This window comes from Halanaeroarchaeum sp. HSR-CO (genome assembly GCF_024972755.1).
Classification (GTDB): Archaea; Halobacteriota; Halobacteria; order Halobacteriales; family Halobacteriaceae; genus Halanaeroarchaeum.
This window is the reverse complement of record NZ_CP087724.1, coordinates 1,310,264-1,335,031: the sequence shown is the minus strand read 5'-3', so window position 1 is coordinate 1,335,031 and position 24,768 is coordinate 1,310,264. Positions and strand designations below refer to the sequence as shown.

25 protein-coding genes are annotated in these 24,768 nt (G+C 62.4%); 15 read left to right on the top strand and 10 right to left on the bottom strand.

What is annotated here, in order from left to right; all coding sequences use genetic code 11:
- The first annotated feature begins 69 nt into the window (after nt 1-69).
- A complete protein-coding gene (gene rtcA / locus HSRCO_RS06895; protein ID WP_259519710.1) occupies nt 70-1,110 on the top strand; it encodes an RNA 3'-terminal phosphate cyclase in 1,041 nt (346 codons plus the stop codon).
- Here the strand turns inward: rtcA and HSRCO_RS06890 are convergent.
- Both HSRCO_RS06890 and HSRCO_RS06885 read right to left on the bottom strand, forming a co-directional pair.
- Nucleotides 1,092-2,000 carry a hypothetical protein gene (locus tag HSRCO_RS06890; protein ID WP_259519709.1) on the bottom strand — a complete coding sequence of 303 codons (909 nt, stop codon included), beginning with the start codon at nt 1,998-2,000 and terminating at the stop codon, nt 1,092-1,094. The genes rtcA and HSRCO_RS06890 overlap by 19 nt on opposite strands.
- A 37-nt stretch (nt 2,001-2,037) precedes the next feature.
- Complete coding sequence (locus tag HSRCO_RS06885; RefSeq protein WP_259519708.1) at nt 2,038-2,934, bottom strand: DMT family transporter; 897 nt, start codon at nt 2,932-2,934, stop codon at nt 2,038-2,040.
- Between the two features lie 90 nt (nt 2,935-3,024).
- Between HSRCO_RS06885 and HSRCO_RS06880 the strand changes: the two genes are divergently transcribed.
- Together HSRCO_RS06880 and lhgO are read left to right on the top strand one after the other, a co-directional pair.
- Nucleotides 3,025-3,942: a ketopantoate reductase family protein gene (locus tag HSRCO_RS06880; RefSeq protein ID WP_259519707.1), complete on the top strand. Its 918-nt coding sequence runs from the start codon at nt 3,025-3,027 to the stop codon at nt 3,940-3,942.
- 34 nt (nt 3,943-3,976) lie between these two features.
- Nucleotides 3,977-5,173 carry an L-2-hydroxyglutarate oxidase gene (gene lhgO, locus HSRCO_RS06875; RefSeq protein ID WP_259519706.1) on the top strand — a complete coding sequence of 399 codons (1,197 nt, stop codon included), beginning with the start codon at nt 3,977-3,979 and terminating at the stop codon, nt 5,171-5,173.
- Between the two features lie 24 nt (nt 5,174-5,197).
- Here lhgO and HSRCO_RS06870 read toward each other — a convergent pair whose 3' ends face one another.
- On the bottom strand, nt 5,198-6,373 hold the full coding sequence (locus tag HSRCO_RS06870) for an MFS transporter (RefSeq protein ID WP_259519705.1): 1,176 nt from the start codon (nt 6,371-6,373) through the stop codon (nt 5,198-5,200).
- A 225-nt stretch (nt 6,374-6,598) separates the two neighbouring features.
- On the opposite strand from HSRCO_RS06870, the gene HSRCO_RS06865 reads away from it, so the two are divergent.
- From HSRCO_RS06865 to HSRCO_RS06855, 3 genes are read left to right on the top strand one after another with little or no spacing between them, the layout of a single operon-like run.
- A complete protein-coding gene (locus HSRCO_RS06865) occupies nt 6,599-7,720 on the top strand; it encodes a Xaa-Pro peptidase family protein (protein ID WP_259519703.1) in 1,122 nt (373 codons plus the stop codon).
- A 17-nt stretch (nt 7,721-7,737) separates the two neighbouring features.
- A complete protein-coding gene (locus HSRCO_RS06860; RefSeq protein ID WP_259519702.1) occupies nt 7,738-8,415 on the top strand; it encodes a phosphoglycolate phosphatase in 678 nt (225 codons plus the stop codon).
- Between the two features lie 41 nt (nt 8,416-8,456).
- Nucleotides 8,457-9,470: a carbohydrate kinase family protein gene (locus HSRCO_RS06855; protein WP_259519701.1), complete on the top strand. Its 1,014-nt coding sequence runs from the start codon at nt 8,457-8,459 to the stop codon at nt 9,468-9,470.
- Between the two features lie 21 nt (nt 9,471-9,491).
- Here the strand turns inward: HSRCO_RS06855 and HSRCO_RS06850 are convergent, their stop codons facing one another.
- The 4 genes from HSRCO_RS06850 to mobB all read right to left on the bottom strand — a co-directional run bounded on the left by HSRCO_RS06850 (nt 9,492) and on the right by mobB (nt 11,315).
- Nucleotides 9,492-9,893 (bottom strand): secondary thiamine-phosphate synthase enzyme YjbQ, encoded by a 402-nt coding sequence (locus HSRCO_RS06850; protein WP_259519700.1) that lies wholly within the window; start codon nt 9,891-9,893, stop codon nt 9,492-9,494.
- 41 nt (nt 9,894-9,934) lie between these two features.
- Nucleotides 9,935-10,258 carry a hypothetical protein gene (locus HSRCO_RS06845; RefSeq protein WP_259519699.1) on the bottom strand — a complete coding sequence of 108 codons (324 nt, stop codon included), beginning with the start codon at nt 10,256-10,258 and terminating at the stop codon, nt 9,935-9,937.
- 40 nt (nt 10,259-10,298) lie between these two features.
- Nucleotides 10,299-10,697, bottom strand: coding sequence for a helix-turn-helix domain-containing protein (locus HSRCO_RS06840; protein ID WP_259519698.1), 399 nt, complete (start codon nt 10,695-10,697; stop codon nt 10,299-10,301).
- A 153-nt stretch (nt 10,698-10,850) separates the two neighbouring features.
- Nucleotides 10,851-11,315, bottom strand: coding sequence for a molybdopterin-guanine dinucleotide biosynthesis protein B (gene mobB / locus HSRCO_RS06835; RefSeq protein WP_259519697.1), 465 nt, complete (start codon nt 11,313-11,315; stop codon nt 10,851-10,853).
- 311 nt (nt 11,316-11,626) lie between these two features.
- On the opposite strand from mobB, the gene HSRCO_RS06830 reads away from it, so the two are divergent.
- The 5 genes from HSRCO_RS06830 (at nt 11,627) to HSRCO_RS06810 (ending at nt 16,034) form a co-directional block, all read left to right on the top strand.
- Nucleotides 11,627-12,184 (top strand): DsrE/DsrF/DrsH-like family protein, encoded by a 558-nt coding sequence (locus HSRCO_RS06830; protein WP_259519696.1) that lies wholly within the window; start codon nt 11,627-11,629, stop codon nt 12,182-12,184.
- A 73-nt stretch (nt 12,185-12,257) separates the two neighbouring features.
- Nucleotides 12,258-13,016 (top strand): enoyl-CoA hydratase/isomerase family protein, encoded by a 759-nt coding sequence (locus tag HSRCO_RS06825; protein WP_396266427.1) that lies wholly within the window; start codon nt 12,258-12,260, stop codon nt 13,014-13,016.
- Nucleotides 13,017-13,097: 81 nt separating this feature from the next.
- Nucleotides 13,098-14,180 carry a hypothetical protein gene (locus HSRCO_RS06820; RefSeq protein WP_259519693.1) on the top strand — a complete coding sequence of 361 codons (1,083 nt, stop codon included), beginning with the start codon at nt 13,098-13,100 and terminating at the stop codon, nt 14,178-14,180.
- A 104-nt stretch (nt 14,181-14,284) separates the two neighbouring features.
- Nucleotides 14,285-15,379: a hypothetical protein gene (locus HSRCO_RS06815; RefSeq protein ID WP_259519692.1), complete on the top strand. Its 1,095-nt coding sequence runs from the start codon at nt 14,285-14,287 to the stop codon at nt 15,377-15,379.
- Nucleotides 15,380-15,584: 205 nt separating this feature from the next.
- Nucleotides 15,585-16,034, top strand: coding sequence for a TIGR00725 family protein (locus tag HSRCO_RS06810; RefSeq protein WP_259519691.1), 450 nt, complete (start codon nt 15,585-15,587; stop codon nt 16,032-16,034).
- A gap of 39 nt (nt 16,035-16,073) precedes the next feature.
- Here HSRCO_RS06810 and HSRCO_RS06805 read toward each other — a convergent pair whose 3' ends face one another.
- Nucleotides 16,074-17,255: a mechanosensitive ion channel family protein gene (locus tag HSRCO_RS06805; RefSeq protein WP_259519690.1), complete on the bottom strand. Its 1,182-nt coding sequence runs from the start codon at nt 17,253-17,255 to the stop codon at nt 16,074-16,076.
- A 90-nt stretch (nt 17,256-17,345) separates the two neighbouring features.
- On the opposite strand from HSRCO_RS06805, the gene HSRCO_RS06800 reads away from it, so the two are divergent.
- Complete coding sequence (locus tag HSRCO_RS06800; protein WP_259519689.1) at nt 17,346-18,728, top strand: NAD(P)/FAD-dependent oxidoreductase; 1,383 nt, start codon at nt 17,346-17,348, stop codon at nt 18,726-18,728.
- 33 nt (nt 18,729-18,761) lie between these two features.
- Here HSRCO_RS06800 and HSRCO_RS06795 read toward each other — a convergent pair whose 3' ends face one another.
- Nucleotides 18,762-19,451: a molybdenum cofactor guanylyltransferase gene (locus tag HSRCO_RS06795; RefSeq protein WP_259519688.1), complete on the bottom strand. Its 690-nt coding sequence runs from the start codon at nt 19,449-19,451 to the stop codon at nt 18,762-18,764.
- Nucleotides 19,452-19,582: 131 nt separating this feature from the next.
- Nucleotides 19,583-21,166, bottom strand: a complete 1,584-nt coding sequence (locus tag HSRCO_RS06790; protein WP_259519687.1) for a bacterio-opsin activator domain-containing protein — start codon at nt 21,164-21,166, stop codon at nt 19,583-19,585.
- Between the two features lie 172 nt (nt 21,167-21,338).
- On the opposite strand from HSRCO_RS06790, the gene HSRCO_RS06785 reads away from it, so the two are divergent.
- The 3 genes from HSRCO_RS06785 to HSRCO_RS06775 all read left to right on the top strand — a co-directional run bounded on the left by HSRCO_RS06785 (nt 21,339) and on the right by HSRCO_RS06775 (nt 24,523).
- A complete protein-coding gene (locus tag HSRCO_RS06785) occupies nt 21,339-22,259 on the top strand; it encodes a methyl-accepting chemotaxis protein (protein ID WP_259519686.1) in 921 nt (306 codons plus the stop codon).
- A gap of 6 nt (nt 22,260-22,265) precedes the next feature.
- The gene (locus HSRCO_RS06780) at nt 22,266-22,679 is read left to right on the top strand and encodes a chemotaxis protein CheW (RefSeq protein ID WP_259519685.1); all 414 of its coding nucleotides are present in this window, start codon (nt 22,266-22,268) and stop codon (nt 22,677-22,679) included.
- Between the two features lie 236 nt (nt 22,680-22,915).
- Entirely contained in the window at nt 22,916-24,523 is a 1,608-nt protein-coding gene (locus tag HSRCO_RS06775; RefSeq protein WP_259519684.1) for an ATP-binding protein, read from the top strand.
- The last annotated feature ends 245 nt before the right edge of the window (nt 24,524-24,768 follow it).

Sequence of the window (24,768 nt, the reverse complement as noted above, 5' to 3'; positions counted from 1 at the left end):
GGCGTGGTAACCGTTCCGATGACCAGTGTGGACTCCGGGTTTATCAGGCAGGCCGACCCACGTCTACCCATGCGAACGGTGGACGGTCGAACGGGGGGTGGGCAACTGGTCCGGACGGCCGTCGCCATGAGCGCGGTGACGGGTGACCCCATCCTGATGGAGAACGTCCGTGGCGCACGCGATCAGCCAGGGCTCCGGGCCCAGCACGTCGCCGCCGTCGAAACCGTGGCTTCGCTCGCCGATGCGACGACAGCGGGTGTCGAGATTGGCTCCGAGGAGTTCCGATTCGATCCTGGAGGCGTCACCGGTGGAGAGGTCGAGCAGTCCATCGGAACTGCAGGGAGTGTGACGCTCGTCTTCGACGCCGTGCTCCCACTCGCGACGCGTCTCGACGAAACGGCGACAGTAACGGTGGCTGGGGGAACCGACGTCAAGTGGGCACCCCCATTCGACTACTTCCGGTCGGTAAAATTGCCGACCGTAGACTCGCTGGGGATCGGAGCGACGGTCACTCTGCATCGCCGGGGCTTCTATCCAGCAGGTGGTGGCGAGGCCACCCTTGCCGTGGAACCCGCTTCGATGACGCCTCTCGAGTTCGACGACCGGAGCGACCTCGAATCCATCGTCGTCCACTCGGTCGCCTCGACGACACTGGAATCAGCCTCGGTCGCCGATCGACAGGCCGACGCCGCAGTGGAATCGCTCGATGCACTGACAGCGGTACCGATTACGACCGATATCTCGTACGTCGAGGCTGCAGACAAGGGTTCGGCCATCGTGATCGCGTCCCGTTTCGAATCGTCGATCGGCGGGTTCACCGCCCTCGGAGAGCCCGGAAAGCCATCCGAGGCGGTCGCGAAAACTGCAACGAACCGCTTCCAGACGTTCCTGTCGACAGATGCCGCGGTCGACGCGCACCTCGCCGACCAGCTCGTCCCACTCCTCGCGCTCGCGGGCGGTCGCATTCGGATCCCCCGAGTGACGAACCACGTCGAGACCCATCTATCGCTCGTCAGAGCGTTCGGCTTTCCGGTCCGAATAGAACGACTGGATGGTGGCGAAGCCCGTCTCGTTGCCGAGGTGCCAGGCGATCAGGGGACGATGCCGTAGACCTCGCCCTCAGGCGAGGCTTCCGGTGCAACCGTGACGTTCGTCTCGTACAGCAGGTCCGGTTGGTCGACGGAGACGTGGACCGTCGCGTCGAATATCGCGGCGTCGATTGCCGGCACACTCCCATAGTGTCCAGGATCGATTTCGTCTGCGGGCCTATCGACGAACAGCACGTACCTGCCGTACCCATTGTCGGCGTTCTCGAACGCGATGTCGTAAGGCCCATCGACGGTCGAAGCGAAGGCCAATCCGTCACATTGCTCGCCGTCGACGGTCCCCTCGGTAAGGTCGATGACAGCCGATGCGGCGTCGACGGAACACACGGTCTCCGTATCGTTCGCGACGGTAATGTTCGTCCCATCCGTCCCGATTTCGGCCGTCCAGTGGGCCGATCCGTTCGAGACGTTCACGGTGAAGGGATCGGACGCGTTGAGTTCCGCTCTCGTCACGTTCATCTCGAACCGTCTCGTCTGCGACACGTTAGTCGCGAGTGTCCACGCCGTGTTCGTATTCGCATCCGTGAAATTTCGCTTTTCGTTCTGCGAAATCTGGGCTCCCTCGGTCGTGTTACTCACCGATACGGTGGCCAGGTCACCGTGACGAACCGATTCGAGTTCGGTCGCCGTACTCAGGTTCCCGACGTCGGACTCGAACTGCGTTTGGATAGTGGTGTAGTTCGTCGCGTTGTACCGATTGGCGAGTGCGAGCAGCCCTCCCGCCCCCTCCTCCATCGACTGTTCGAATGCGATGGCGTCCTGACCGCTCACGGTCGAGCGCGTCGCCAGGTTCTCGGTGTAGATAGCCGTGTTCGTGATCAACGCCAGAGCGACCAGGGTAACGGCGATGCCGAGTGCAGCGACGAGAATGACCTGCCCCCGTGATCGGGCCATCGACTCTCGGTTGGTCGGCACCGGGGAAAAACGTTCCCTACGTGGCCCGTCCAGCGGTACTCACCACGTAGATACCCACTGCCATAACGAGGCCCCCGGCGATGAAGGTCGGACCGAGCGATTCTTCCAGGATGACGGTACCCAGGAGGACACCGACGACAGGTTGCGCGAAGAAGAACACCGCAACGACCCCGGCCTCGAGGGACTCGACGCCCCGATACCAGAGATACCACGCCGCCGCGGTGCTGAGCACGCCGAGATAGAAGACCGCGGCGAGGACGGGGGCGGTCGTCGGCAAGGTGAGTGGTGAGCGCCCGAGTGTCCAGAGTTCGGCCACCGCGACGACGAACAACAGCGGGACCGCCCAGACGGTCGAGTACGTGGCCGTCTCGAGCGCCGAGTACCGACGAACCAGCGGCGTCCCCCAGACGGTGTACGCGGCCCACCCGAAACTGGCCAGAAGGAGGGCCGAGATGCCGATTGCACTCCCCTCCCCCAGTCGTGTGAGGTCGTACTGGCCAGCCAGGACGACGACGGTCCCCACCGTCGCGATGGCCATCCCGCCGACCTTCCGGACGGTCACTCCCTCCTCGAGGACGAGGATACCGAGAAGCAACGTGAACACCGGGGTGAGCACCGTCAACAGCGACCCCTGGCTGGCATTCGTGAGGTCCGTTCCCACGAACTGCGTGAGGAGGGTGATCGCGACCCAGATCCCGAGGAGCGCGAATCGTCGGTGTTCGGCGAATGAGAAGGTCCGAGACTGGCCCTGCAATCGGACGACGAGGACGAGCGTAGCTGCACCGAGCGCCACGCGGAGAAAGGCCAAGGTCGCTGGGGGTATCGACGCGAACCCCCACTTGCTCACCACGTACATCCCACCCCACAGGGACGCGGCAGCGAGGGGGGCCAACACCGCACCTCGTCGTGACATCACCCCCACATTTCAGTTCGGTCTTCCTGAGTCTACCGAAACGGTCCAGAGTCCCCGCCCTTCATCTTCCCTCCCGACTGAGATGGACGTATGCACGTCGCGGTCCTCGGAGCGGGTTCTCTCGGGACGCTCTTCGCAGCCAAGCTCCGGGCTGCCGGCGTCCCAGTGACTCTCATCGGACGCCCGGGTGGCCATCTCCAAGCCATTGAACGCGAGGGGATACGAATCCACCAGACCGACGAAACCGTCGAGACCGTTGCAGTCGAGGTCACCGCGGACCACACCGCGGTTGTCGACGCGGACTGGCTGCTGCTCGCCGTAAAGAGTTACGACACCGCGTCAGCCATGTCGGACGTCGCGGACCATCTCGACGGGACCACGGTGCTCACCGTCCAGAACGGCCTCGGCAACGCCGAAACCATCGCCGAATTCGTTCCACCAGAGCGTGTGCTCGTCGGAACCACCGCCCACGGTGCGTCCATCCTCAGGGCGGGCCACGTCCATCATGCCGGAGCCGGTGAGACGGTGATCGGTCGCTACGACGGCGACAACGGCCCGGAAGTCGACGACATCGCATCGACCCTTACCGAGGCCGGTATCGAGACAGTCGTTACAGACACCCCTCGGGACGCCCTCTGGGAGAAGGTCCTCGTCAACGTGGCCATCAACGCTGCGACGGCTCTCGCCCGTGTCCCGAACGGTCATCTCGTCGGCTATCCCGCAGGCGAACGTCTCGTCGAGCGAGCCATCGAGGAGGCGCTCGCGGTGGCCCGGGCCGACGGTCGGTCGGTCGGCGACGAGGTACTCGAGACCGCGAAGACGGTCGCCCGCGAGACCGCACCCAACCGGTCGTCGATGCTACAGGACGTCGAAGCAGGATCACAGACGGAGATAGAATCGCTGAACGGGGCCATCGTCGATCGTGGCGAGGCAATGGGCATCGAAACGCCGGTCAATCGGACGCTCGCCGATCTGGTCCGCCTCGCCGAAACGCTTGCCGAAGACTGACACTGCTAAGGGCCCCCGGGTTCTGAAAGAATCCATGGACCACGACGTACTCATCGTCGGCGGCGGGGTGGTTGGCCTCTCGACTGGCCTCCACGTCGCTCGTCGGACCGACCTCGACGTCGCCATCGTCGAGAAGGAACATCACCTGGCGAGCCATCAGAGCGGGCGCAACTCGGGGGTGCTCCACCCCGGATTCAACTACGAACCTGGGTCGCTGAAGGCGCAGTTCGCGACCGAGGGAACCAGTCGGATGAAAGAGTACTGCCACGAGAACGGCATTCCCATCGAGGAGTTCGGGGTGGTCGTCAGTGCCCTCGACACCAGGGAGGAAACGCGACTCGAGGAACTGAAAGAACAGGCGGACGAAAACGGCGCGGAGGCGAGGATCATCGACCGCAAAGAGTTAACCGAACGCGAACCGAACGCTCGCGGCCGCTCCGCCCTCTATGCCCCGGAGGCCGCCTCCGTCGACTCCCAGCAGTACGTCTACCAGCTCGCACGCGACGCACAGGCTGCAGGCGTTGCGCTCTATCTCGGTACCGAGGTAGAACGGATCACCGATCGTGGTAGTGGCTACCGGCTCGGAACGACCCACGGCCCCCTCGACACCCGGTTCCTCGTCAATGCGGCAGGACTGTACGCCGACAGACTGGCCCAGCAGGTCGGCGTCGGCGAGGACTATCAAATCGTTCCGTTCCGCGGCGAGTATTACGAACTGGTGCCGGACAAGCGGTCGCTCGTCAACACGATGATCTATCCGACGCCGGACCCCGAATTGCCCTTCCTGGGTGTCCACTACACCCGCCGGACCGACGACAAGGTCATCATCGGCCCCAACGCTGTCCCGGCCTTCGGGCGCGAAGCCTACGACAACACCGACTTCGACCTCGGTGATCTGGGCGATACCGCGCAGTACGAAGGCGTCTGGAAACTTCTCGCGTCCCCGAAGATGCTCCAGGTCGCCGGATCGGAGCTCCACAAGTCCTACCGGAAGGATCGGTTCGCCAGAGCAGCGAAGCGACTGGTTCCCTCCGTCACGGCCGACGACCTCGTCAAGTCGTTCGCCGGTATCAGAGCCCAGATCGTGAGTAACGACGGCGAACTCGTCAAGGACCCACTGTTCGTCGAAGAAGCGGACGCAATCCACGTCCTGAATGCGGTCTCACCCGGACTAACAGCGTCGCTCCCGTTCGGCGACCACCTGGCAGAACGCATCGAGTCGGCCTACTGAACATCGCTCTATCGGTTCGGCGTTTCAGACGTCGTCGGCACTCCGGATAGCGAGCGCCAGAAACAGCACTGCCAGAAAACTCCCGGCGGCGAGCACTCGCCATCCGATTTGAAACCCGGTCGAGTCGACAACGAGACCGAACGCGGGCGGGGCGACGAGTCCACCGAGGTTGATCATCGTCTGCCCCCCAGCCGTCGCGGCACCGGTCTCGTCGTCGGGGACCAGTCGGACCAGCGTCCCGTGATACAGACCGGTAACCCCGAGCATCGAAACGCCGAGGATGGCGACGAGCAGGAACTGGGTTGACACCCCTGCCATCGGAAGCGCGATGAACAGCGCTCCCGCGGTTCCCATCTGGGCGAGCATCATCCGAAACGCTCCTTTCTCGGGCGATCCGGGCAGTCGGTCGGCGAGTTCCCCAACGCCGATGCGGCCGGCGCTCCCCGATATCTGCATGGTCGCCAGCGCGAGTCCCGCGAGTTCGACGCTCGACCCGGCGTCCTCCAGGTACGGGACCATGTATCCGGTCGTCGTGAACACCCCGGCGCCGACGAAGAAGCCGGCAGCGGTCAACAGGACGAACGTTCTATTCGCCCGGAGGCCACGGATATCCGGGAAATCCATCGAACCGGTCCCGCCGATGCCTCGGTACCGGAACAGGTAGCCGACGGCGACGATACCCGCGACCAGCGAGACGGTGAAAAAGGCCGTTCGCCAGGTTCCACCGACGCGGGTGGCGTTCGTCACGGAGATCGACGCGATGGCACTCCCGCCAGTAACACCGACCTGTTTCACGCCGATGGCCAGATTGTACCGGCCCTTCGGTGCACGGGCCGCGATGGCCTGATTGGTTGCGGGCATCGCACTTGCATACGAGGCACCGAGCACGAAGACCGCGACGAGGAGGATCTCGTACGAGGGCGCCAAGGCGATGGTCAGCGCACCCAGCGAGAGCAATCCCAGGCCCAGAACCATCGTGATCCGATCACCGTAACCGTCGACGATGGCGCCGGCAGGGAACAACATCAGCGTATAGCCCAGCGTCATCACGGCCAGCAAGATGCCGATCTGGTACTGCGAGGCCTGGAACTCCGCCGAGACGGCCGCCGTCGCGGCGAACACGGAATAATAGGTTGCACTGGCGACGACCTGCCAACCGCCGACGGCGCCGACACCCATCCAGGACCGTTCGACCGACACGTCAGCTCACCGAGCGTTCTCGGTGGGCACGTTCGGTCGATCCGTACTGGCGGCTGCTCATACGCTACTCAGTGCGGGCCCCGCGGAAAAACGGGGCGGTTCCGGCAGAACGGTCGACCGCATCGAGGCAATTTCGACAGGAAGGTCGCATGGACGGACGATGGTCGACTGGTCGAGCTATCACCAGACGGACGTACTATTGTCTCGCGGCTGGAACACGACCACATGACACAGCCCTACGTCGACAGGACAAGACGGCTCCAGGACCGTCTCGCGTCGCACGACGCGGATGGAGTCGTTCTGACGGCGAGCCCGAACCTCTTCTATTGCACCGGATTCTGGGAGACGCAGATGGAACGACACCTCCTCGGTTTCGTCGCGGAGTCCGGCGATCCGGTGCTGGTGGCCCCCTCCATCTACAGCGGCCAACTCGCGGAAGAGACCTGGATAACGGACGTCAGAACCTACGGAGACGAGGACGACCCCACCAGCGAGATTCGGGATGTGGCCGCCGACCTCGGGTTGACGGATGGTCACCTCTTGCTCGACCCGACGATGTGGGCCCGCTTTACTCACGACCTTCGTTCGACACTCCCCGATGCCACGTTCGGCCTCGCCGAGGACGCGTTTGCCTCACTGCGGATCACGAAAGACGCCACCGAACTGGACGCGATTCGACGGGCGAGCACCATCGCAGACGGCGTGATCGAGGACCTGCGTCGGATGGGCGAGTCGATCCTCGGTACGACGGAATCCGAACTGGCGACGACCATCGAGACGATGCTCTCTGAGGGAGGGGGCACCGAACCAGCATTCGACATCATCGTCGGTGCCGGCCCCAATGGCGCCAGTCCACACCATCACCACAGCGACCGAGTGATCCAGCCCGGCGACCCGGTCGTCCTCGACTTCGGCACCCGCGTCGACCACTATCCGAGCGACCAGACCCGTACCCTGATGTTCGGTGGAACGCCGCCAGACGGATTCGACGACGCCTTCGAAGCCGTCCGCGAGGCCCAAGAAGCCGCGATTCGAGCCATCCAGCCCGGCATCACTGCCGGAGACGTCGACGACGTCGCCAGGTCGATCATCGAGGAACACGGGTACGGCGACCGATTCATCCATCGGACCGGCCACGGGGTGGGCCTCGACGTCCACGAGCAGCCGTACATCGTCGGGGGGAACGACCTGATCCTGGAAAAGGGGATGGTGTTTAGCGTCGAGCCGGGCGTCTATCTCGACGGCGAGTACGGTATCCGCATCGAGGACCTGGTGGCCGTCACCGGGACGGGCAGTGAGCGATTGAACACGACTGACCGTGGGTACCGGACGACAACGCAGTCGTAAAAAAGGACGCCCACCCAGTGACGACCATGGTTCCCCCGCTGGCCGTCGACATCGACGGCACGCTGAGTCGAGCAGATCGTTCTATCGACCCACGGGCCCTCGATGCGCTCAGAGAGTGGCCCGGTCCGGTCGTCATCGCCACCGGGAAGGCGCTCCCGTTCCCCGTCGCGTTGAGCCAGTTCATCGGGATCCAAGCGCGGGTCATCGCCGAGAACGGCGGCATCTCCATCGTCGACGACGAACTGCTCGTCCACGGCGACCGGGCGGCCGCGGACGCCGTGGTCCAGGAGTACGAAGCCGCGGGATACGACCTGGGCTGGGGGAGCCTGGACCTCGCGAACCGATGGCGCGAGACCGAGATCGCCGTCAGCCTCGATTCGCCGCTCGATCCGCTCACTACCATCGCCGAAGCCCACGGTCTCGAGGTCGTCGACACGGGATTCGCCTACCACGTCAAGTCCCCAACCGTGAGCAAGGGTCGGGCGCTCGTCGAAGTCGCCGACCGACTCGACGTCGACCCCGCGTCGTTCCTGGCCATCGGTGACTCCGAAAACGACGTCGGGATGTTCGAGACCGCCGGGGTTTCGTACGCCGTCGGGAACGCAGACGAATCGGCGAAACGTACGGCCGACGCCGTGACAGACGGCTCGTACGCCGATGGGTTCCTCGAGGCACTCGAGAAGGCCAGCCGCTGACTGCCGATGGTTTTTCTTCACGTGGAGTTATCATGTGACGTATGCGAGATATCCGAGACCGACTCCGGGAAGCACCGACCCCGACGATAACGGTCCTCCCGGACGGGAGCGTCGACCGACGGTCGGCGGTGGTCGACGTCGAGGGGAATTCACTCTCCCGTGAGACCGTCGGTACGGAGATAGCCGGCGACGCGAAGACCTTCCTGACCGAGTGGCACGGCGTCGAAGCGGGTGGTCAATCGGTCAATGCCGCCAGACAGGTCCACGAACTCGGAGCATCGACAACACTGGTGGGTCACCTGGACCATCCGATCTTCGATGCGTTATCCTTTCGGACTTACTCGATGGGCGAACCGGCCGAGATCCACGTGTACGAACTCTCGGACGGGGTAACGATGTTTGCAGCGGAGTCGACGGACATCTCCACGTGGACCTTCGAGCGGTTCACCAGTACCGTCGGGCCGGACGCGGACTCACTCTTCGCTGCGGACGCGGTGCTATGGACGAACTGGGCGGCGTTTCCCCATGGAACGGCCGCGATAACGCGTCTCGCGAAGGAACTACCCGACGATGGCCATCTGGTCATCGATCCTGGGGCCGTGTCGACCCGGCCAGAACGTGATATGGTGGAATTCCTCGACACCCTCGGTTCGGTTCCGTTCGAGGGTGACGTCGTGTTGAGTCCCAACCAGCGGGAAGCAAATCTGTTGGTGGACGCGTTGGGAGAGAGGATAAGCGATCCGGACGAGACCGCCATTGCACTGCGAGACTACGCCGACATCGATGCCGTCGCCATCCACGCGCAGACGACGGCCACCGTCGCAACCAGCAGTGACTTCGTCGAGGTACCGACCGTGAAAGACGTCGAACCGACCCGACACGCGGGCGCGGGAGATAGGTTCAGTGGGGCCGTCGCCTACGGAGTGGCACTCGATTGGGGCTGGGACGAGACGCTCACCCTCGGGAACGCCTGTGCGACGCATTACCTCATCCACGGCCGGAGTGGGGATCGCGAGGATCTCCGATCGATGAACATCGAGTACGGACTCGGGTAACGGACCAGACTCGGCTGGCGGCTAGGTGCGGTCGACGACCGTGACGGAGACGGTCCGGGTCCGCGGTCCGTCGCCATCGAAGAGGAGTATCGACTGCCAGGTTCCGAGGGCGAGGTCCCCAGCGGTGATCGGGACCGTCACGTTCGACCCGAGGAGCATGCTCTGCAAGTGTGCGACGGCGTTGTCGTCTATCTCGTCGTGACAGTAGTCTCGCTCGTCAGCGAACAACGCGGACACTGCGGTCTCGATGTCGGTCATCAGGCGTGACTCCGCTTCGTTGACGGTGACTCCGGCGGTGGTGTGGGGAACGTGAATTGTACAGAGTCCCGCTTCGACCTCGAGGGGAATCTGCTTTTTCACGGGGTCGGTGACGTCGGTCACCGATACAGTGCCCTCGGTCTCGACGGTAAACGTCTCGGTCATGCGTTCTCTCTGTGCACACGCGGGCAAAAGTGTTGATCGTACTACAGGGGAAGCAGTCGTCTGAGCCAGACCCGGAACCCGCCGCGTTCTCGAGCCTCCTCGAAAACCGGATGGAGCGCGTTCAACAGTTCGCGACGCGACTCGAATCGGGATTGATCGGCCCGTTCGATGGCCTCGGAGAGCCGAATGGACCGACCGCCAGGGTCGTAGGGTATCTCGGGGTCGTCCAGTGTCTCGACGAGCTCGTCGGCACTGAGTGGAAAGTCGACGTCGGCACCACGAATCCGGTCGTCGACGGCGGGGATCCCAAACGCGATGGCCTCGGGGTCCTCTCCATCGTCGTTCGACGGCGGTACGGCTGCCATGGTTTCCGCTGGAGGCTCCGCTTACAAAATTCCCGCGGGTTCACCGTTCGATGGGTGGCGGCGTTTCGCCGTCGTACTTCGTGCGGAACTCCGAGATGAGTTGGCCCATCTTCGCGTACCAGTCGTTGAGCAGTCGTTGCATGTCTTCGGCGATGGCGTCCGGGTCGGTCGGTTTGTAGACGTGATAGTAGCCGCCCTGTTCGTAGTTGACCTGTTCTTTGGTGATGAACCCTGCAGAAAGGAGTCGCTGGACCGCGCGATAGGCCGTCGAACGCTCGCGGTCGACACGGTCTGCAATTTCGTCGACGGTGAGGGGTTCCTCGGCGTTCGTCAGTGACTTGAAGACCTCCTTATCGAGTGTCTTCAGACCGTGCATACACTCAAGTAATCCCTCACACTGCATATCCCGCGAGAGATATTCGCTCATCGATTCGGGCATATACGCTCTCTACGGGGGGGATACCAAAAAGGGTTGTGTGGTCAGTTCACTATCTTGCACATCGTTTACAACGGGTCGAAGACCGGCAACGTACCGGGACGTGTCGATTGTATATTCGGACGCTCGTCTCCCTCGATGCGACCGATCCGTCTCTTACTGGGCGTTGAGTAATTCGTCGATGGCGGTCAGTATCACGTCGAGATCGGCGGTTTCCGGATCACAAACCCTCGCGAGGATCCGTCCCCTCACGGCCGATTCTTCGATGTCACCTACCAGGACCTTCGGGACGTCTACCGATTTGAATCCTTCGGCAAGGACGTAATCGTACTCGTCGCCGAGGAGGTCGAGTCCACGGTCCAGGCTGTCGTCTGGGTCGCGGTCGTCATCGGTCCCCTCGACCCGTACCTGAAAGGATAGTGACGGAGTCAATCCGACCACGGCGTCGGCCCCGGCTGCGCGGTGGCGATACGTGTCCTTGCCTGGCGTGTCCACCTCGACGTCGTGATGGATGGATTTCACCGTTGCGACGGTGCCTCGGTCGGTCAGGGTAGCGACGAGTCGTTCCATTAACGTTGTCTTCCCGCTGTTCTGGTACCCGGTTATCGCGACGGCGGCCATCAGCTCGACGTAGGGCCCGAATGCCCTTAGCTGGGTCGGACTCCCGTCTGCCGAGACGGGGCGAATTTTCCCACATGACGTCCACTATCGTCCAAAACCACGGTGTTTGCCAGATACCGTTTAAAGCGCATTTCGGCCAGTCTCAGGTGTGTATAATCTGGTTGCACATTTTTACCGACACCACCCCGTACGTGTACGTAGCGTTCACAACAGGTGAGACCATACATGTATACCACCGCCGCAGTCGTGGATGGATCACTCGCGAACTCCGAGATTCCGGGCCGGCCGCCGTGCTGTGAAGGTGACAGACGATGACCGACGACGAACCGTCTGTCGAGGAACTCGAAGCACAGATCGAGGCCCTCGAAGCCAAGGTCGATGGACTGGCGATCGAAAACGAGGAGGATGGGACGACGAAGATGACAATCGTCGCCGTCAGCGGGACCCTCGATATGGCGTATCCGACGCTCATATTGAGCAGTATTGCCGGTGCCTTCGACTGGGACGTGACGGTCTTCGCCTCCTTCTGGGCGCTCGACATGCTCCACGAGGACAAACACGAGGATCTCAAGATGTCCTCGGTCGGCAATCCGGCGATGCCTATCCCGAACCTGCTGGCCGTCCTCCCGGGAATGGACGCCGCGACGACCTGGATGATGCGAAAGCAGATCGACGAGGTCGGCACCGACACCGTTCCGGAACTCATCGAGCGGGCGATGGCCGTCGGCGTGGAGTTCCAGGCCTGCCAGATGACGATGGATCTCATGGACTACGAGGACGACGACTTCATCGAGGGCGTGACAACCGGCGTCGGGGCCGCCCACGCCCTCCGTAACATGGCCAAATCGGACGTCCAGTTACTCGTGTAACCGGCGTCGATGCTCCGATAGCTCGCCACCCCCGGTCGTTATCACGGCCCCCGTCGAAACCCGGGACATGCCGATCACCGTCTCCGACGACGACGGACTCCGTCGTATCACGATCGACCGGCCCGAAGCCCGGAACGCCCTTACGCTCGGGATGGCCGCCGACATCGCCGATGCTATCGAGACGGCCGAGCCAGCAGACCACTACGCGATCCTCCTCGAAGGCGTCGGCGAGTCCTTCTCCGCCGGTGGTGACGTCGTGGCGATGCAGAACAGAGGGACCGATGTCAGAGCGGAGTTCGAGCGGATCGCCGACACCTTCGGGCGAGTAGTCGAAGCAGCTATGACGGCAGACGTCCCCATCGTGGCGAAGGTGCAGGGCGACGCCATCGGGGCTGGACTCTCACTGGTCGCCGTCAGTGACCTCGCGTACGCGAGTACCGATGCCCGATTCAGCGTGGCCTTCGTCCGGGTCGGACTCGTCCCCGACACCGGTGGATCGGTCCTCCTGCCCCATCTCATCGGATTGCGTGAGACGAAACGGCTGGCGTTGACCGGCGAGTTCTTCGACGGTACCGAGGCCGCAGACCTCGGTCTCGTCACCGACGCCGTTCCCGCGGACCAACTCGACGATATCGTCGATGACATGCTCGATACGCTTGCGGACCAGCCCACGAGGATCGTGGGACTCATCAGAGAGGCTATTCACGGCGGGATCGGCCGTGACTGGCGGAGCGCACTGGAGCACGAGAACCAGATCCAGGCTCAGGCACGGGACACCGTAGAGCACGCTGAATCGGTTCAGGCGTTCGTCGAGCGATGGGGACTCAAGTGACCACCATCCAGAGCATGCGGTCGTCTGACAAACACCGGCAACAGCAAAATCTTATCAACCATTCCGTACGCACGTAGTTCCATGAAACGGGGGAAGGTACTTGGGGTCCTCGTCGTGTTCGTCGTCCTCGCAGCGACGGTCGCCCCCGTCGGAGGCGCCAGTCAGGGTGCAGTTGTTCAACAGGCCGATGTCGATCCCGACTACGTCCATATCGGCATTGACCTCCAGTCTGACGGGAGCGCACAGTGGACGATCGAGTATCGCGTGCGGTTAACCGACGAGAACGAGACCGCAGCGTACGAGGACATCGTCACCGACGTGGAGAACAACTCCTCGGCGTACGTGGACAGATTCGCAACGCGGATGAACTCGACGGTAGCGAACGCCGAATCGGAGACGGGCCGGTCGATGGACGCCAGGGATTTCGAGGTCACGGCCAGCATTCAGGAATTGCCCCAGACATACGGCATCATGACGTATACGTTCGTGTGGAACGGGTTCGCGGCCACCGAGGGTGAGACGATCCGTGCTGGCGATGCCCTGCGTGGGCTCTTTCTCGACGAAGAGACGACGATGACGATAACGTGGCCCGAGTCGTATACGGCGACGACCGTCTCGCCGACACCCACCGATCAACGTGCCCAATCGGCAACGTGGGAGGGGCCAATCGAGTTCTCGAGTGACGACCCAGAACCACTGGTCGTCGTGGAACCGAGTAGCGCCGTCACGACGACTGTGACGACGGAGGCACCCGGTGTGACGGACGGCTCGACGGACGCGATGTTGCTCCTCGCGATGGTCTTCGGTGTCCTCCTCGCGCTGGTCTTCATCGTGGTCTGGTACTACCGATCACAGGAGACCGATGGAGAGGGACCATCCACACCGACTGCGACAGCACCCGGTCCAGACGACGGCGTGACACCGCCCCCAGCGGAGGATACGGAGGATACGCCGGAGGAGCTGCTGAGCAACGAGGAGCGTGTGACGCGCTTCCTCGTCGAGCACGGTGGCCGCGCGAAACAGCAGGAGATCGTCGACGGTCTCGGCTGGACCGAGGCCAAGACCAGTCAGGTCCTCTCCTCGATGGCCGACGCGGAATCGATCGAGAAGTTCCGGATCGGTCGGGAGAACGTGGTGAAACTCCCGGAGGATGAGGACTCATGAGCGAAGGCGTCGCCCGGACCGTCGTGGCCAAACTCGGCTTAATCGGCCGAAATTCGCGCGTACGGACGTTGATATATAAGAGGGGAGGGGACAAAGCAACTTCCATGAACCGAGTGGTTGTGCTGTCGACGGCCATGTTGATCGTTGCAGCGATGGTTGGGGGAGTCGGTGCCGTCTCGGCCGCGACAGCCATCTCGGGGTCGCCGACACCGGGGCCACTGTTCGCCGAAGACGAGACGCCGACCGAAGCGTCGAATGTGACGACCACAGGTGAACCGAACGGAACGACGAACGATTCGCCGAACGTGACGACGAGCGACCCGACCACGGAGACGGACGGTGAATCGGCTGGCAATATCGCGCCCGGGGCCAGACTGGCCGGCGTCATCGGTGCGCAACAGGCCGAACACGCCGCGACGGTCGAATCGAAGACGTTCGAGAAGTCCTTCGACACGGCAGCCTCGAACGAATCGAAGGCGACAGTCGTCGCCCGGTCGAGTGAACGGATCCAGGACCGTCTCCAGACGCTGGAGACCGAAACCGAGACCCTGGAGGCGGCGTACCGGAACGACACTATCTCGGATGACACTTATCAGGGGAAGATGACGTCGCTTACGGCCCGGATCCAGTCGCTAGAGCATTTGGCGAACCGGACCACCGTCAAGAGTCGAACCCTCCCACCGGCCGCACTGGAAGCCCGAGGGCTGAACCGGAGCGACCTCACCGAACTCGAGAATCGGACTCGCAACGCCACGAGTCCGCGAGCAGCCGACATCGCAGCACACGTTGTAGGGCCGAGAGCGGGCCAACCGACAGGACCGCCGAAGACCGTCCCCGGCCACGCCGAGGACGGCCCTGGAAACGGTAACGGACCGCAGTCGAGTGCCGAACGGGGCGACGGCCCGGGACAGACACCGGGACAGAACGAATCCACGGAGGGGTCCGGCCCTCCGAATGCGACGAACGCGACGTCTAGTCAGCCGTCCGACGATTCATCCTCGTCACCAGGCGGTGACACTGCGAACCGTTCGAACGAGCGAGCCAACACGGAACATTTCGGACAGGGCGCGGGCTCTACCGATAACGAGACGCGTGGGCAGAACGGGCACCAGGGCAGTCCGGCCAGTTCCAACGGGAACGACCACCCCGTCTTCGGTAATTTGTCGGCCGTCGAAATCGTTCTCGGATTCTTCGGATAGCTACCCGTTCGACCGCCGATGCTCGTCGTCGCGATGTTTCCACTACCGCCACGATGACGAGGACCAGCGGGATGACGTATATCCACGAGAGCGACACCACGAGACGGCCCACGTTCATACCCGTTTGATCGACCACCGTACGGTTGGGGCACGACGACGGTCCGTGCCCGAAACGACCGAGTAGGAGCGGTGTGTCGTCTCGACTATGCGCGTCAGCGTTATCGGCGGTTCGACGGTCGACGAGGAAACGTACGAGTCCGCTCGAACACTCGGCAACCGACTCGCGGATCGTGGTCACACCGTCCTCTGTGGCGGTCTCACGGGTGTGATGGAGGCGACCGCACGTGGGGTCGCCGAACGGGGCGGCTCGACGATCGGCATCCTCCCCGGAGCGGATAGGGAAGCAGCGAACCCCTACGTCGATACCGTCATCGCGACGGGACTGGGAAATGCACGAAACGTCCTGATCGCGCTCAACGGCGACGCCGTGGTCGCCGTCGACGGCGGCCCGGGAACGCTCTCCGAAATTGGTCACGCACTGGATTTCGGGAAACCCATCGCGGGTCTGAACACGCACGACCTTCCGGGGATCGAACACGTCGAGACCCCCGAGGAGGCGGTGCAATACGTCGAGACGACCGTCGAGATGGACTGACGGGGCGAGACGGACCGAACACTCGTCTGTCGAGATGGATCACCGATCGTCGGCGCCGGACGATTTGTCGATGACGCGGAATCCACCTGCCTCGCGGCGACCGGTGAGTTCTCGCTGGGGATACGGGATCTTGATGTTCTCCGCCTCGAACGCGGATTTTACGGCCCTGACGGCGGCGCTCGTCGCCTTCGCCCGACGGCGGGCACTCGGTTTATCGATCCAGAACCGTAGTTCGAGAACCACCGCCGAATCGCCGAGCCGACTCGTCACGGCGACGGGGCGCGGTACCGAGAGGAGTTGATTGACGTCCGAGAGTGCATCGACGGCGACGTCCTGTGCGTGTTCGGGATCGGCGTCGTAATCGATGCCGACCTCCACTCGAAGCCGGAGGCGTCCCTTCATCGACCGGTTGATGAGAGTCGAATTACTGACCGTGTCGTTCGGGAGGACGACCATTTCTCCGTCGAAGTTCTCCATGCGCGTGTTGACGATGGTGATGTCCGTCACGATACCCTCCTCTTCACCGATCTGGACCCAGTCGCCGATCTCGAAGGGGCGCGAGAACATCAACACGAACCCGGCGAGCAACGACCCGAGCGTCTGCTGTGCAGCGATACCGACGACGATACCGAGGAACCCGGCCCCGACGAGGAGACCGCCGAGGTCGATTCCCCACATCGTGAGCGCACCGAGAGAGACCCCGGTGAAAAGGACGATCTGGATGACTCTGAATGCGATCTCCTCCTGGTGTTTGCTGAACTGCTCGGATCGCTCGGTGACGTGATCGAGCCACGAGTCCAGGAAATCGACCGCGATCCACGCGAGGATGAACAACAGGATGGTGATACCGATCTGACCGAGGACCGGTACCGAAAGTGAGAGGGCCGTCACCGCGCCGAGCACGAGGTCGTATTGGCCCCAGACCAGGAGGACGCCGATTGCCGTACCGACGGTGAGGACTGCCTGAAAGAACTGAACGAGGAGGCGTTCGGTCGCCCACCAGGGGGCCCATTTCGCGAGTCGGTCGACGCGGTTCCGAACGGGCCCTCGAACGATAGTGGCCGCGACGAGACGTCTGCCCAGCGACACCAGCCCTGGGAGGGCCAGTTGGGAGAAGACGACCGCAGCGACGATGATGCCGACACTCACCGCCAATCTGCCGTCGGTGGACGTGATACCGTCGAAGACGGTGAGACTTCCGAACGACGACGGGGCACTCATCGACGGCTGTTCTCCCCCGAAACACGTAGGCATTTGGGTTTGCAGTCCCGTGGCGAACGATTTATACGGTGAATGGGCCACCGTGAGGATATGCAACGGGTGGACGTAGCCATCGTCGGCGGGGGACCCGCAGGGTCGTCCGCGGCCCACACGGCCGCTGACAAAGGCGCCGATGCGGTCGTCATCGAAAAGGGGGTCCCGCGCGCTGACCGAGACCGGCTGGGACCGGACTCGACCGATGCGGCTGGTTTCCTCGATTACTGGGTCGACATCGCAGACCTCGACGTCGAGGCATTGCCCGACGACGTCATCCTCAGGGTGCTCGACAGTGCCGAGTTCGTGGGACCGAACGAGCGCGTGTCGATCGAACGAACCGGTATCCCTTCTTCGTACGACGAGTTCGGGTTCACCTTCCACCGAGCTCGACTCGATGATTACCTGCGTGATCGAGCCGTCGCGTCGGGGGCGGAATACCGAGTGGGAACGGGTGTCAAATCCGTGGACACCGACCTGACCGGCACGCCGGAACATACCCTCCGTCTGGCCGACGGGTCCGAGATCGTCGCCTCACAGTTGATCCTCGCCGACGGACCACAGCGACAGGTCACGATGCCGGTCCTCGACCAGTTCCTTCCCGCGCACCGGAAGGCATCGACCGTGTTGAACCCCCGGACCGCCAATCACATCGCCTATCAGGAGTACCGGGAGTTCCCCGAGGAACTGTTCGACCCTGCGAGTATCGTCTTCTGGTGGGGGTGGATGCCGGGAGAGACGGCCTACCCCTGGGTATTCCCGAACGAAGACACCGTCGCCCGTGTCGGTCTGACGATGCCGATCGGAATGGACATCGACGCGCTTGACGACCGGGAATCGTACAAATTGTTGCACGCCGACGACGAGCGGATACCGAACGGTCGCGTGTACGTGCGCCGACTCCTCGAGGAACTCTACGGAGACGAGTACGACATCGAGACCGATTTTCCCGTCGTGGAATCGGGCCACGGCAAGACCAGGGGGACGGAGACCTATCCGATCTCCTCGACCCAGCCAGTCGATTCACCGACGGACGCGAACGTCGCCGTGGTCGGTGGTGCGATGGGTGCGACCTCGGCGTTCCACGAGGGCGGCGACCACGTCGCCATGCGAACCGGCAAGATCGCCGGTCGCCTCGCCGCGACCGATTCCCTCGACCGGTATAACCGGTCCTGGAAGTCGGCGATCGGCGAGGAGGTGCGCCGAAACGTCGCGATGGCGTCGATGGTCACCGGATTTTCCCCGGACGACTGGGACGAGATCATCCGCACGACGGGCGACATCCTCTCGTATCGGGACGACGGATCGCTGATCGGATTTTCGAGTGCGACGACCGGATACGACGCGTTCAAACTCTTCGTTCGCTATCAATGGCGTCGATTCGGCCTCCGTGGCGACAGATGTGCACAGATTCGAGAGGCCGAGTACAGCGTCAGATAGGCGTCCCCGGACGTCCTGCAAGGCCGCCGACCGTTAGACGTCCGTGACGGGGGTCCCCGAGAAGTATCGCTCGGCCTCTCGAAGGTCGTGCGGGGAGTTGACATTCTTCAGCGTCCACCGATCGTCCGCCGCGGACGCATCGGCAACGGATATCGTCTCGATATCGAGCCGACCGATTGCCGTCGCGGGACTGGTGATCCCCTCCTCGAGGGCCCGCCGCGCCACTGATAGCGTTCGCTCGGTGTCGTAGACTGCCTGTAACGGCTGTAGCCACTGCTCGTCACCGCACTGCTCGATGGGGACCGCAGCATCCGCCCCTGCAGCCCGATCGAACAACGTTTCGACGAATCCCTGCTCCACGAAGGGCATGTCGCACGCGACGACGAGTGTGTAGTCGGCAGCCGCGGCCTCGAATCCACGCACCATCCCGGACAGGGGCCCACGATCGGCGACCGCATCGAATGCGAATCGATAGGAGAACCCGGTGTCGACGAGGGCTCCGTCGATGACCGATCGCTGTTCCTCCCTCGCGTTGACGACCACTTCGTCCACGACGGGGGCGACCGTCGAGACGATGCGTCGTATCATCGGCTCACCGGCGACGTCGGCGACGGCCTTGTCGGCATCGCCGAACCGGGTGGAGTATCCGCCGGCGAGGACCACGGCCCCCTTCATACTGTAGCCGATGGTGTACGTGCCGAAAAGCCATTCGCTCGTTCCCATCGCGTGGCGAGTCACGGACTTTGTCACACTGTAAACCATGTCCGCCACCAAGGAGGGGGGGGGGCGAGCCGGTCGGTTGTGACGTCTCGAGCCATCTCGAATCCTGACGGCTCTCAGCCGGGGATCGATAGCTACTCCTCGAAGAACTCATCCACCAGCTTTCGCTTTGCAGCCTGGAGGTGCTGGTGATAGGTGGACGGAACGATGCCCATCGAATCTGCGAGTTGTTCACCATCCGCGCGGCGGGGCCACTCGAAGAAGCCGCTAACGTAGGCCCGGCGGAGCGCAGTTAGCTGGCGTTCGGTGAGTCGGGCGCGCAACTTCTCGCGGAACCCCCGATCCGTCTGTACTGGGTCGTCAACCTCGTGGAAGGCCAGCAGTTCGACTCGTTCGTAGGTCTCCCGGAGGGCGGTAATTGCCTGCCGGGCCATTCGTTCGGTGCCCACTTGGAACTCGATGTCGAGCGATGTGCGATGGGCGTCCATCGACATCTCCCGCGCCCCCGTCTCCACGAGCACCGAGCACAGCGGCGAGTCCGTCAGCTGGAACTGCACGACGCAGCCGCGATCGTCCGCAACTATCGTCTTGGCGGCGACGACGTCGTCGTATCTTTCGGCGGTCTCGACGAGTTTCTCGGCGTCCTGGTAATCGGTACGCGCAAGTGTGAGCATGTCTCCCCCATCGACCGTCGTCGCCCTGTGTTTGAAGACGCAATCCAGTTCTGCGGACAGGTCGATCAGGGAAAGACCCTCGTCGTGGATTCCAGCGGCGACGTTGAGGACGGTGTCCGTCGCCATCGTCTGTTTTGTCAACACGCCATTGATGACGGCGCCGATATAACAACCTAGCTGCTGCAGCAGGCGCCGCTCACGGTCCACGAGATCGTTCTCGTCGATAGAGACCACTAAAACGCCGTAGGTCGTCGATCGATAGGATAGCGGGACGACGACGGCCCGCTCGTCCGCCCGCGACACGTCGGGCAATCCGCTATTTTTCTCGACGACACGCGCAGTCTGGTTCTCGATGGCATCACGGAGCGCCTGGACGGCGTTCGTGTTCTCCCCGAGGTCGATCGGTTCGTGGGCGTTTACCTGGTCCCCAGACGCCTGGACCACCGTCAGGCGGTCGTCGACCTCGTCGTAGCGACCCAACCAGACCGCCCCGTACTCGTTCCCGCTGGCGAACCGTTCGGCGGTCAACGCCTCTATCTCCTCGCGGCTATTGGCACGCACCAGCGCCTCCATGATGTCTTCGACCAGCCCCTCGATTCGCTGTAGCAGCCGGTCGAGGGACTCCTGGAACGTCTTCAGTTCCCGCTCGCGCAGTTTTCGCTCGGTGATATTGACGTGTGCGACGGCAGCATAGCGTCGCTCGTTCGCCGTGAATGCGACGGCCCGCATCAAGAACCAGCGAAATTCGTTCGGGCCATGACAGGGATATTCATGTTCGAATTCTTTGATTTCTCCCGACAGGAGGGCATCGAGATATGCTTCAGCCTCACGGCTGTACGTGGTCTCGGCGTTCGCTGTGACATCGAGATAGTTGACACCGACCATATCTGTAGCCATCCCGACATCGTTCTGTGTGGCGAATTCCCGCCACGCACTATTGGTCCACCGTATCTCGCCGCATTCGTCGAGAATTGCCAGGTTCAAGGGGAGGGAGTCGACTGCCGACTGAATGAGCTCTGGTATCTCCGTAGCTGTCGAACTCATTGTATTGATATCCGCGTTGTATCTATTTAAATTTACATTTGGGACGCACTACGGTATCCCTGCGGTGTCGGTACTCTCGAACGATGTTTGGGGACCAGACGAATTGCCTCAGTCGTACCCCATCAATTGCCCATTATCCTTATTCACCAATGGTTTGACATACTATTCGAAGATGTCATCGAAAGAGCAGGCGGTCGCCGACGTGGAAGCGGACATCGACAAAGACGCGAACTACGACGACGATACGGCCAGTGAGGTACAGACGGCCATCGCCGAGTTGGAGAAGGCGACCCAGGAGATAGCGAATCGCTCCGGCGAGGTCGTCGAGCTAGCCCGCGAACAGCGATCCGGCATGGACGAGGTCGTCGACGAAATCTCCGATCTGAGCGCCTCCGTCGAAGAGATCGCATCCTCGGCCGAGGAAGTCGCCAGCGAAAGCGAGAGCGTCAGCCAACTCGCGACCGAATCCCAGGAGTCGGCCGAGTCCGCCCTCGACGCGATGAACGAAATCGAGGATTCCTCCGACGACCTCACCGAACGATTCGAGGAGATTCAAAACCGCGTCGGCGAAATCGACGACATCGTCGAGGTTATCAACGACATTGCCGACCAGACGAATCTCCTCGCGCTCAACGCCTCTATCGAGGCCGCACGGGCCGGCGAAGCCGGACAGGGTTTCTCGGTTGTTGCCGAGGAGATCAAAGACCTCGCCGAACAGTCCAAACAAGAAGCCGAGGACATCGAAGCGATGGTCGACGAGATACACCAGAGCGTCGAAGCCGCCAATACGAGTCTCCAGAAGACCAACGAGAACGTCGACGACGGCGTCAGCGAAGTCGACCGCGCCATCTCGAATCTCGGCGATATTACCTCCTCAGTCCAGGAGGTCTCCGCCGCCATCGAACAGGTCGCCAGTGCGACCGACCAACAGGCCGCGTCCTCCGAAGAAGTAGCCAGCATGGTCGAACAGACTCGCGAAAACGCCGATCGGATCACTGACGAGATCGACGAGATCGGGTCGGCCATCGAGGAACAGACCGCCATGGTGAATGATGTGAACCAGGGACTCGACGAAGTCGTCGAGGAGCAGTGATCGTCGATGGCCGTCGCCACCGAATCCGGATACGAAGTCCTGGAGTTCGACCTCGAAGGCAAGCGATACTGCGTCACCCTCGATACCGTCGACGAGATCGTCACCAACGACGGCGCGATCACCGAGATACCGAACACGTCACCCGAGGTAGTGGGCGTCATGGACCTCCGTGGCGAGACGACCACGATCGTCGATCCGCGCGTCTCACTCGGCCGAAAGACCGGCTCACGACCAAAATACGTCGTCGTCTTCGAGTCCGAAGACCGACCCGTCGGGTGGCTCATCCAGGACGTCTACCAGGTGACCACCGTCGACGGCGACCACCTCGACGAGACGGTCGGCGAGGGCGCCGTCAACGGCGTCTTCAAACGCGACGACGAGTTTTCCATCTGGGTCGATCCCGACGCCATCAACGCCTGACTGCGGATACGAACACCACGGCAGCGGCGTATCAGATGGACGAAACAGTTGCACGAATTCGGTCGGGCCGAACCAGCAACCGACGACCCGGCTGGTTCAATCCATGGTGAAACATTCGGGTCGATGTACCACGAACTGCGCGGAGCCCGAACTCGACCTCGACGAACCGTTACCAACCGTACCGACGTGCTGGAGTGTGGGCGCGTCGGTGATTGCGAGCATTCAGAGGACTGAGAATGGACGAAGCGAAACTGGTCGACGAACTCTCGAATTTGGATCGACGACAGACCACCGGGCAGAAGACTGTACAAATCCTGACACTCGAAGACACGTTCGCCCGGACGGTATCCGAGCTACTCGCAAACGACTTCCAGATTCTCACCACCGACCACGTTCGGGACGCAGACCTATTTATCGTGGATAATCGGGCGCTGCCGACGTATATTCAGCCGCTCAGAGGGCATGTCGAGGCGGCTCACCCGGTCTTCGTTCCGGTGGTGGTCATTCGACAGCCTGGAGCATCCCTGTCCGTCGACCTGTCTGAGCCAGTCCCGTCGAACGAACCCCTCCTCGTCAACGTCGAACTCGAGAGGCCAGTCACCAAACGAGTCCTCGTTCGGTGTGTCTATTCGCTGCTCGGACGGCGGAGGCAGTCGGTCCAGAATCGGACCCGCGAACAACGCATCAAAGACCTCCTCGAGGCCACACGCTCGATCATGAACACCAACGATCGAGAGGACGTCATGCAATTTACCGCCGACGTCACGAAGGACATTCTCGGTTTTTCGAATACCGTCATTCGGCTCCTCGAAAGTGACGTTTTCGTCCCGAAGGTCGTCTCCCAGACGGCGTCTACCCTTATGGGATCCCGCCAGAACTATCCCCTGGATCCGGACGATAATCCCGTCGCTCGGGCCTTCGGTCAGAGGGAACCGATTGTGTATCCGGATTTCGATCGACTCGACGACGGCTACGACCGGCAATCGGCCGCGTCGGGAATGTACATCCCAATCGGCGAGTACGGCGTGCTCAGCGTCATCGAAACGGAGGTGAATGCGTTCGATAGATCGGACGTCGGCATGGCGTCCGTTCTCGCGGCGAATGCGAAGTCGGCCCTCGATCGAATCGAGTACGAACAGCAGTTGGAGCGACGCGAACGCACCCAGCAGATCGTTTCGCGCGTCCTCCGTCACAACATACGGAACAGCCTGACCACGATCACCGGATACGGAGAGATACTCGAAGACGAACTGTCGGACAATCGAGCCCAACACGCTCGGACCATCATCGATTCGGCGGAAAGTCTCCTCAAGACGAGCACCAACACACACCTCATCAGCCAATACACGGGAACATCGGAAACCGAGGTGCGGGACCTGGCTACAGTCGTCGATGAGTCGGTAGCGTCTCTCCTCGAACGATATCCCAGTGTCGACGTCGAACTGGACGTCGTGTCACCGTGCCGGGCCCGGGTCTCTGATGGGTTCTCACTGGCCGTCGACAATCTCCTGGAAAACGCAGTCGAACACAACGACGCTGCTGACCCGTGGCTGTCCGTTCGTGTGACGTGCACGGAGGAACCCACCTTGATCGTCGAAGACAACGGTCCCGGCATCCCCGACAACGAATTACAATCACTCGAATCCGACGAAGAAGCACCCCTCGCACATCTCAGTGGGACGGGTCTGTGGCTGGTCAAATTACTCGTCGAAAACGCGGATGGTACCATCGCGATCGACGAAACGTCGTCGGGAACTCGCGCGACGATCCGTCTCGAACTCCCCGAAACCGGGCAACGGAGGACATCGTTGACCGGTATGGAGATTGCCGCGAACCATTCATGAACCGGATCACAGACACGAGGACGTCCGCGAAGTGGTATATTTCAGCGGTGAGTGTTCCGAATCCGTTGTCCAACTAGCCGGTGGCGATTTGCGCTCCTGGGCCAGATTCCTCCCCCGTCTCCCACCGCTCCCCGACAGGTCGAACCGCGAAACGTGTCCCGATAGCGGAGATCAGTCCCGGTCTGCACCCTCTGCAAGTGATCCTCGATAGCAAGTGGCACATCGAGAACCGGAGCTGTCGAATT

Bases quoted from the DNA above. Each gene is read 5' to 3' on its own strand.
- rtcA (WP_259519710.1), top strand. From the start codon at position 70: ATGCGAACGGTGGACGGTCGAACGGGGGGTGGGCAACTGGTCCGGACG.
- HSRCO_RS06890 (WP_259519709.1), bottom strand. From the start codon at position 2,000: ATGGCCCGATCACGGGGGCAGGTCATTCTCGTCGCTGCACTCGGCATC.
- HSRCO_RS06885 (WP_259519708.1), bottom strand. From the start codon at position 2,934: ATGTCACGACGAGGTGCGGTGTTGGCCCCCCTCGCTGCCGCGTCCCTG.
- HSRCO_RS06880 (WP_259519707.1), top strand. From the start codon at position 3,025: ATGCACGTCGCGGTCCTCGGAGCGGGTTCTCTCGGGACGCTCTTCGCA.
- lhgO (WP_259519706.1), top strand. From the start codon at position 3,977: ATGGACCACGACGTACTCATCGTCGGCGGCGGGGTGGTTGGCCTCTCG.
- HSRCO_RS06865 (WP_259519703.1), top strand. From the start codon at position 6,599: ATGACACAGCCCTACGTCGACAGGACAAGACGGCTCCAGGACCGTCTC.
- HSRCO_RS06855 (WP_259519701.1), top strand. From the start codon at position 8,457: ATGCGAGATATCCGAGACCGACTCCGGGAAGCACCGACCCCGACGATA.
- HSRCO_RS06850 (WP_259519700.1), bottom strand. From the start codon at position 9,893: ATGACCGAGACGTTTACCGTCGAGACCGAGGGCACTGTATCGGTGACC.
- HSRCO_RS06845 (WP_259519699.1), bottom strand. From the start codon at position 10,258: ATGGCAGCCGTACCGCCGTCGAACGACGATGGAGAGGACCCCGAGGCC.
- HSRCO_RS06840 (WP_259519698.1), bottom strand. From the start codon at position 10,697: ATGCCCGAATCGATGAGCGAATATCTCTCGCGGGATATGCAGTGTGAG.
- mobB (WP_259519697.1), bottom strand. From the start codon at position 11,315: ATGGCCGCCGTCGCGATAACCGGGTACCAGAACAGCGGGAAGACAACG.
- HSRCO_RS06830 (WP_259519696.1), top strand. From the start codon at position 11,627: ATGACCGACGACGAACCGTCTGTCGAGGAACTCGAAGCACAGATCGAG.
- HSRCO_RS06820 (WP_259519693.1), top strand. From the start codon at position 13,098: ATGAAACGGGGGAAGGTACTTGGGGTCCTCGTCGTGTTCGTCGTCCTC.
- HSRCO_RS06815 (WP_259519692.1), top strand. From the start codon at position 14,285: ATGAACCGAGTGGTTGTGCTGTCGACGGCCATGTTGATCGTTGCAGCG.
- HSRCO_RS06810 (WP_259519691.1), top strand. From the start codon at position 15,585: ATGCGCGTCAGCGTTATCGGCGGTTCGACGGTCGACGAGGAAACGTAC.
- HSRCO_RS06805 (WP_259519690.1), bottom strand. From the start codon at position 17,255: ATGAGTGCCCCGTCGTCGTTCGGAAGTCTCACCGTCTTCGACGGTATC.
- HSRCO_RS06800 (WP_259519689.1), top strand. From the start codon at position 17,346: ATGCAACGGGTGGACGTAGCCATCGTCGGCGGGGGACCCGCAGGGTCG.
- HSRCO_RS06795 (WP_259519688.1), bottom strand. From the start codon at position 19,451: ATGGGAACGAGCGAATGGCTTTTCGGCACGTACACCATCGGCTACAGT.
- HSRCO_RS06790 (WP_259519687.1), bottom strand. From the start codon at position 21,166: ATGAGTTCGACAGCTACGGAGATACCAGAGCTCATTCAGTCGGCAGTC.
- HSRCO_RS06785 (WP_259519686.1), top strand. From the start codon at position 21,339: ATGTCATCGAAAGAGCAGGCGGTCGCCGACGTGGAAGCGGACATCGAC.
- HSRCO_RS06780 (WP_259519685.1), top strand. From the start codon at position 22,266: ATGGCCGTCGCCACCGAATCCGGATACGAAGTCCTGGAGTTCGACCTC.
- HSRCO_RS06775 (WP_259519684.1), top strand. From the start codon at position 22,916: ATGGACGAAGCGAAACTGGTCGACGAACTCTCGAATTTGGATCGACGA.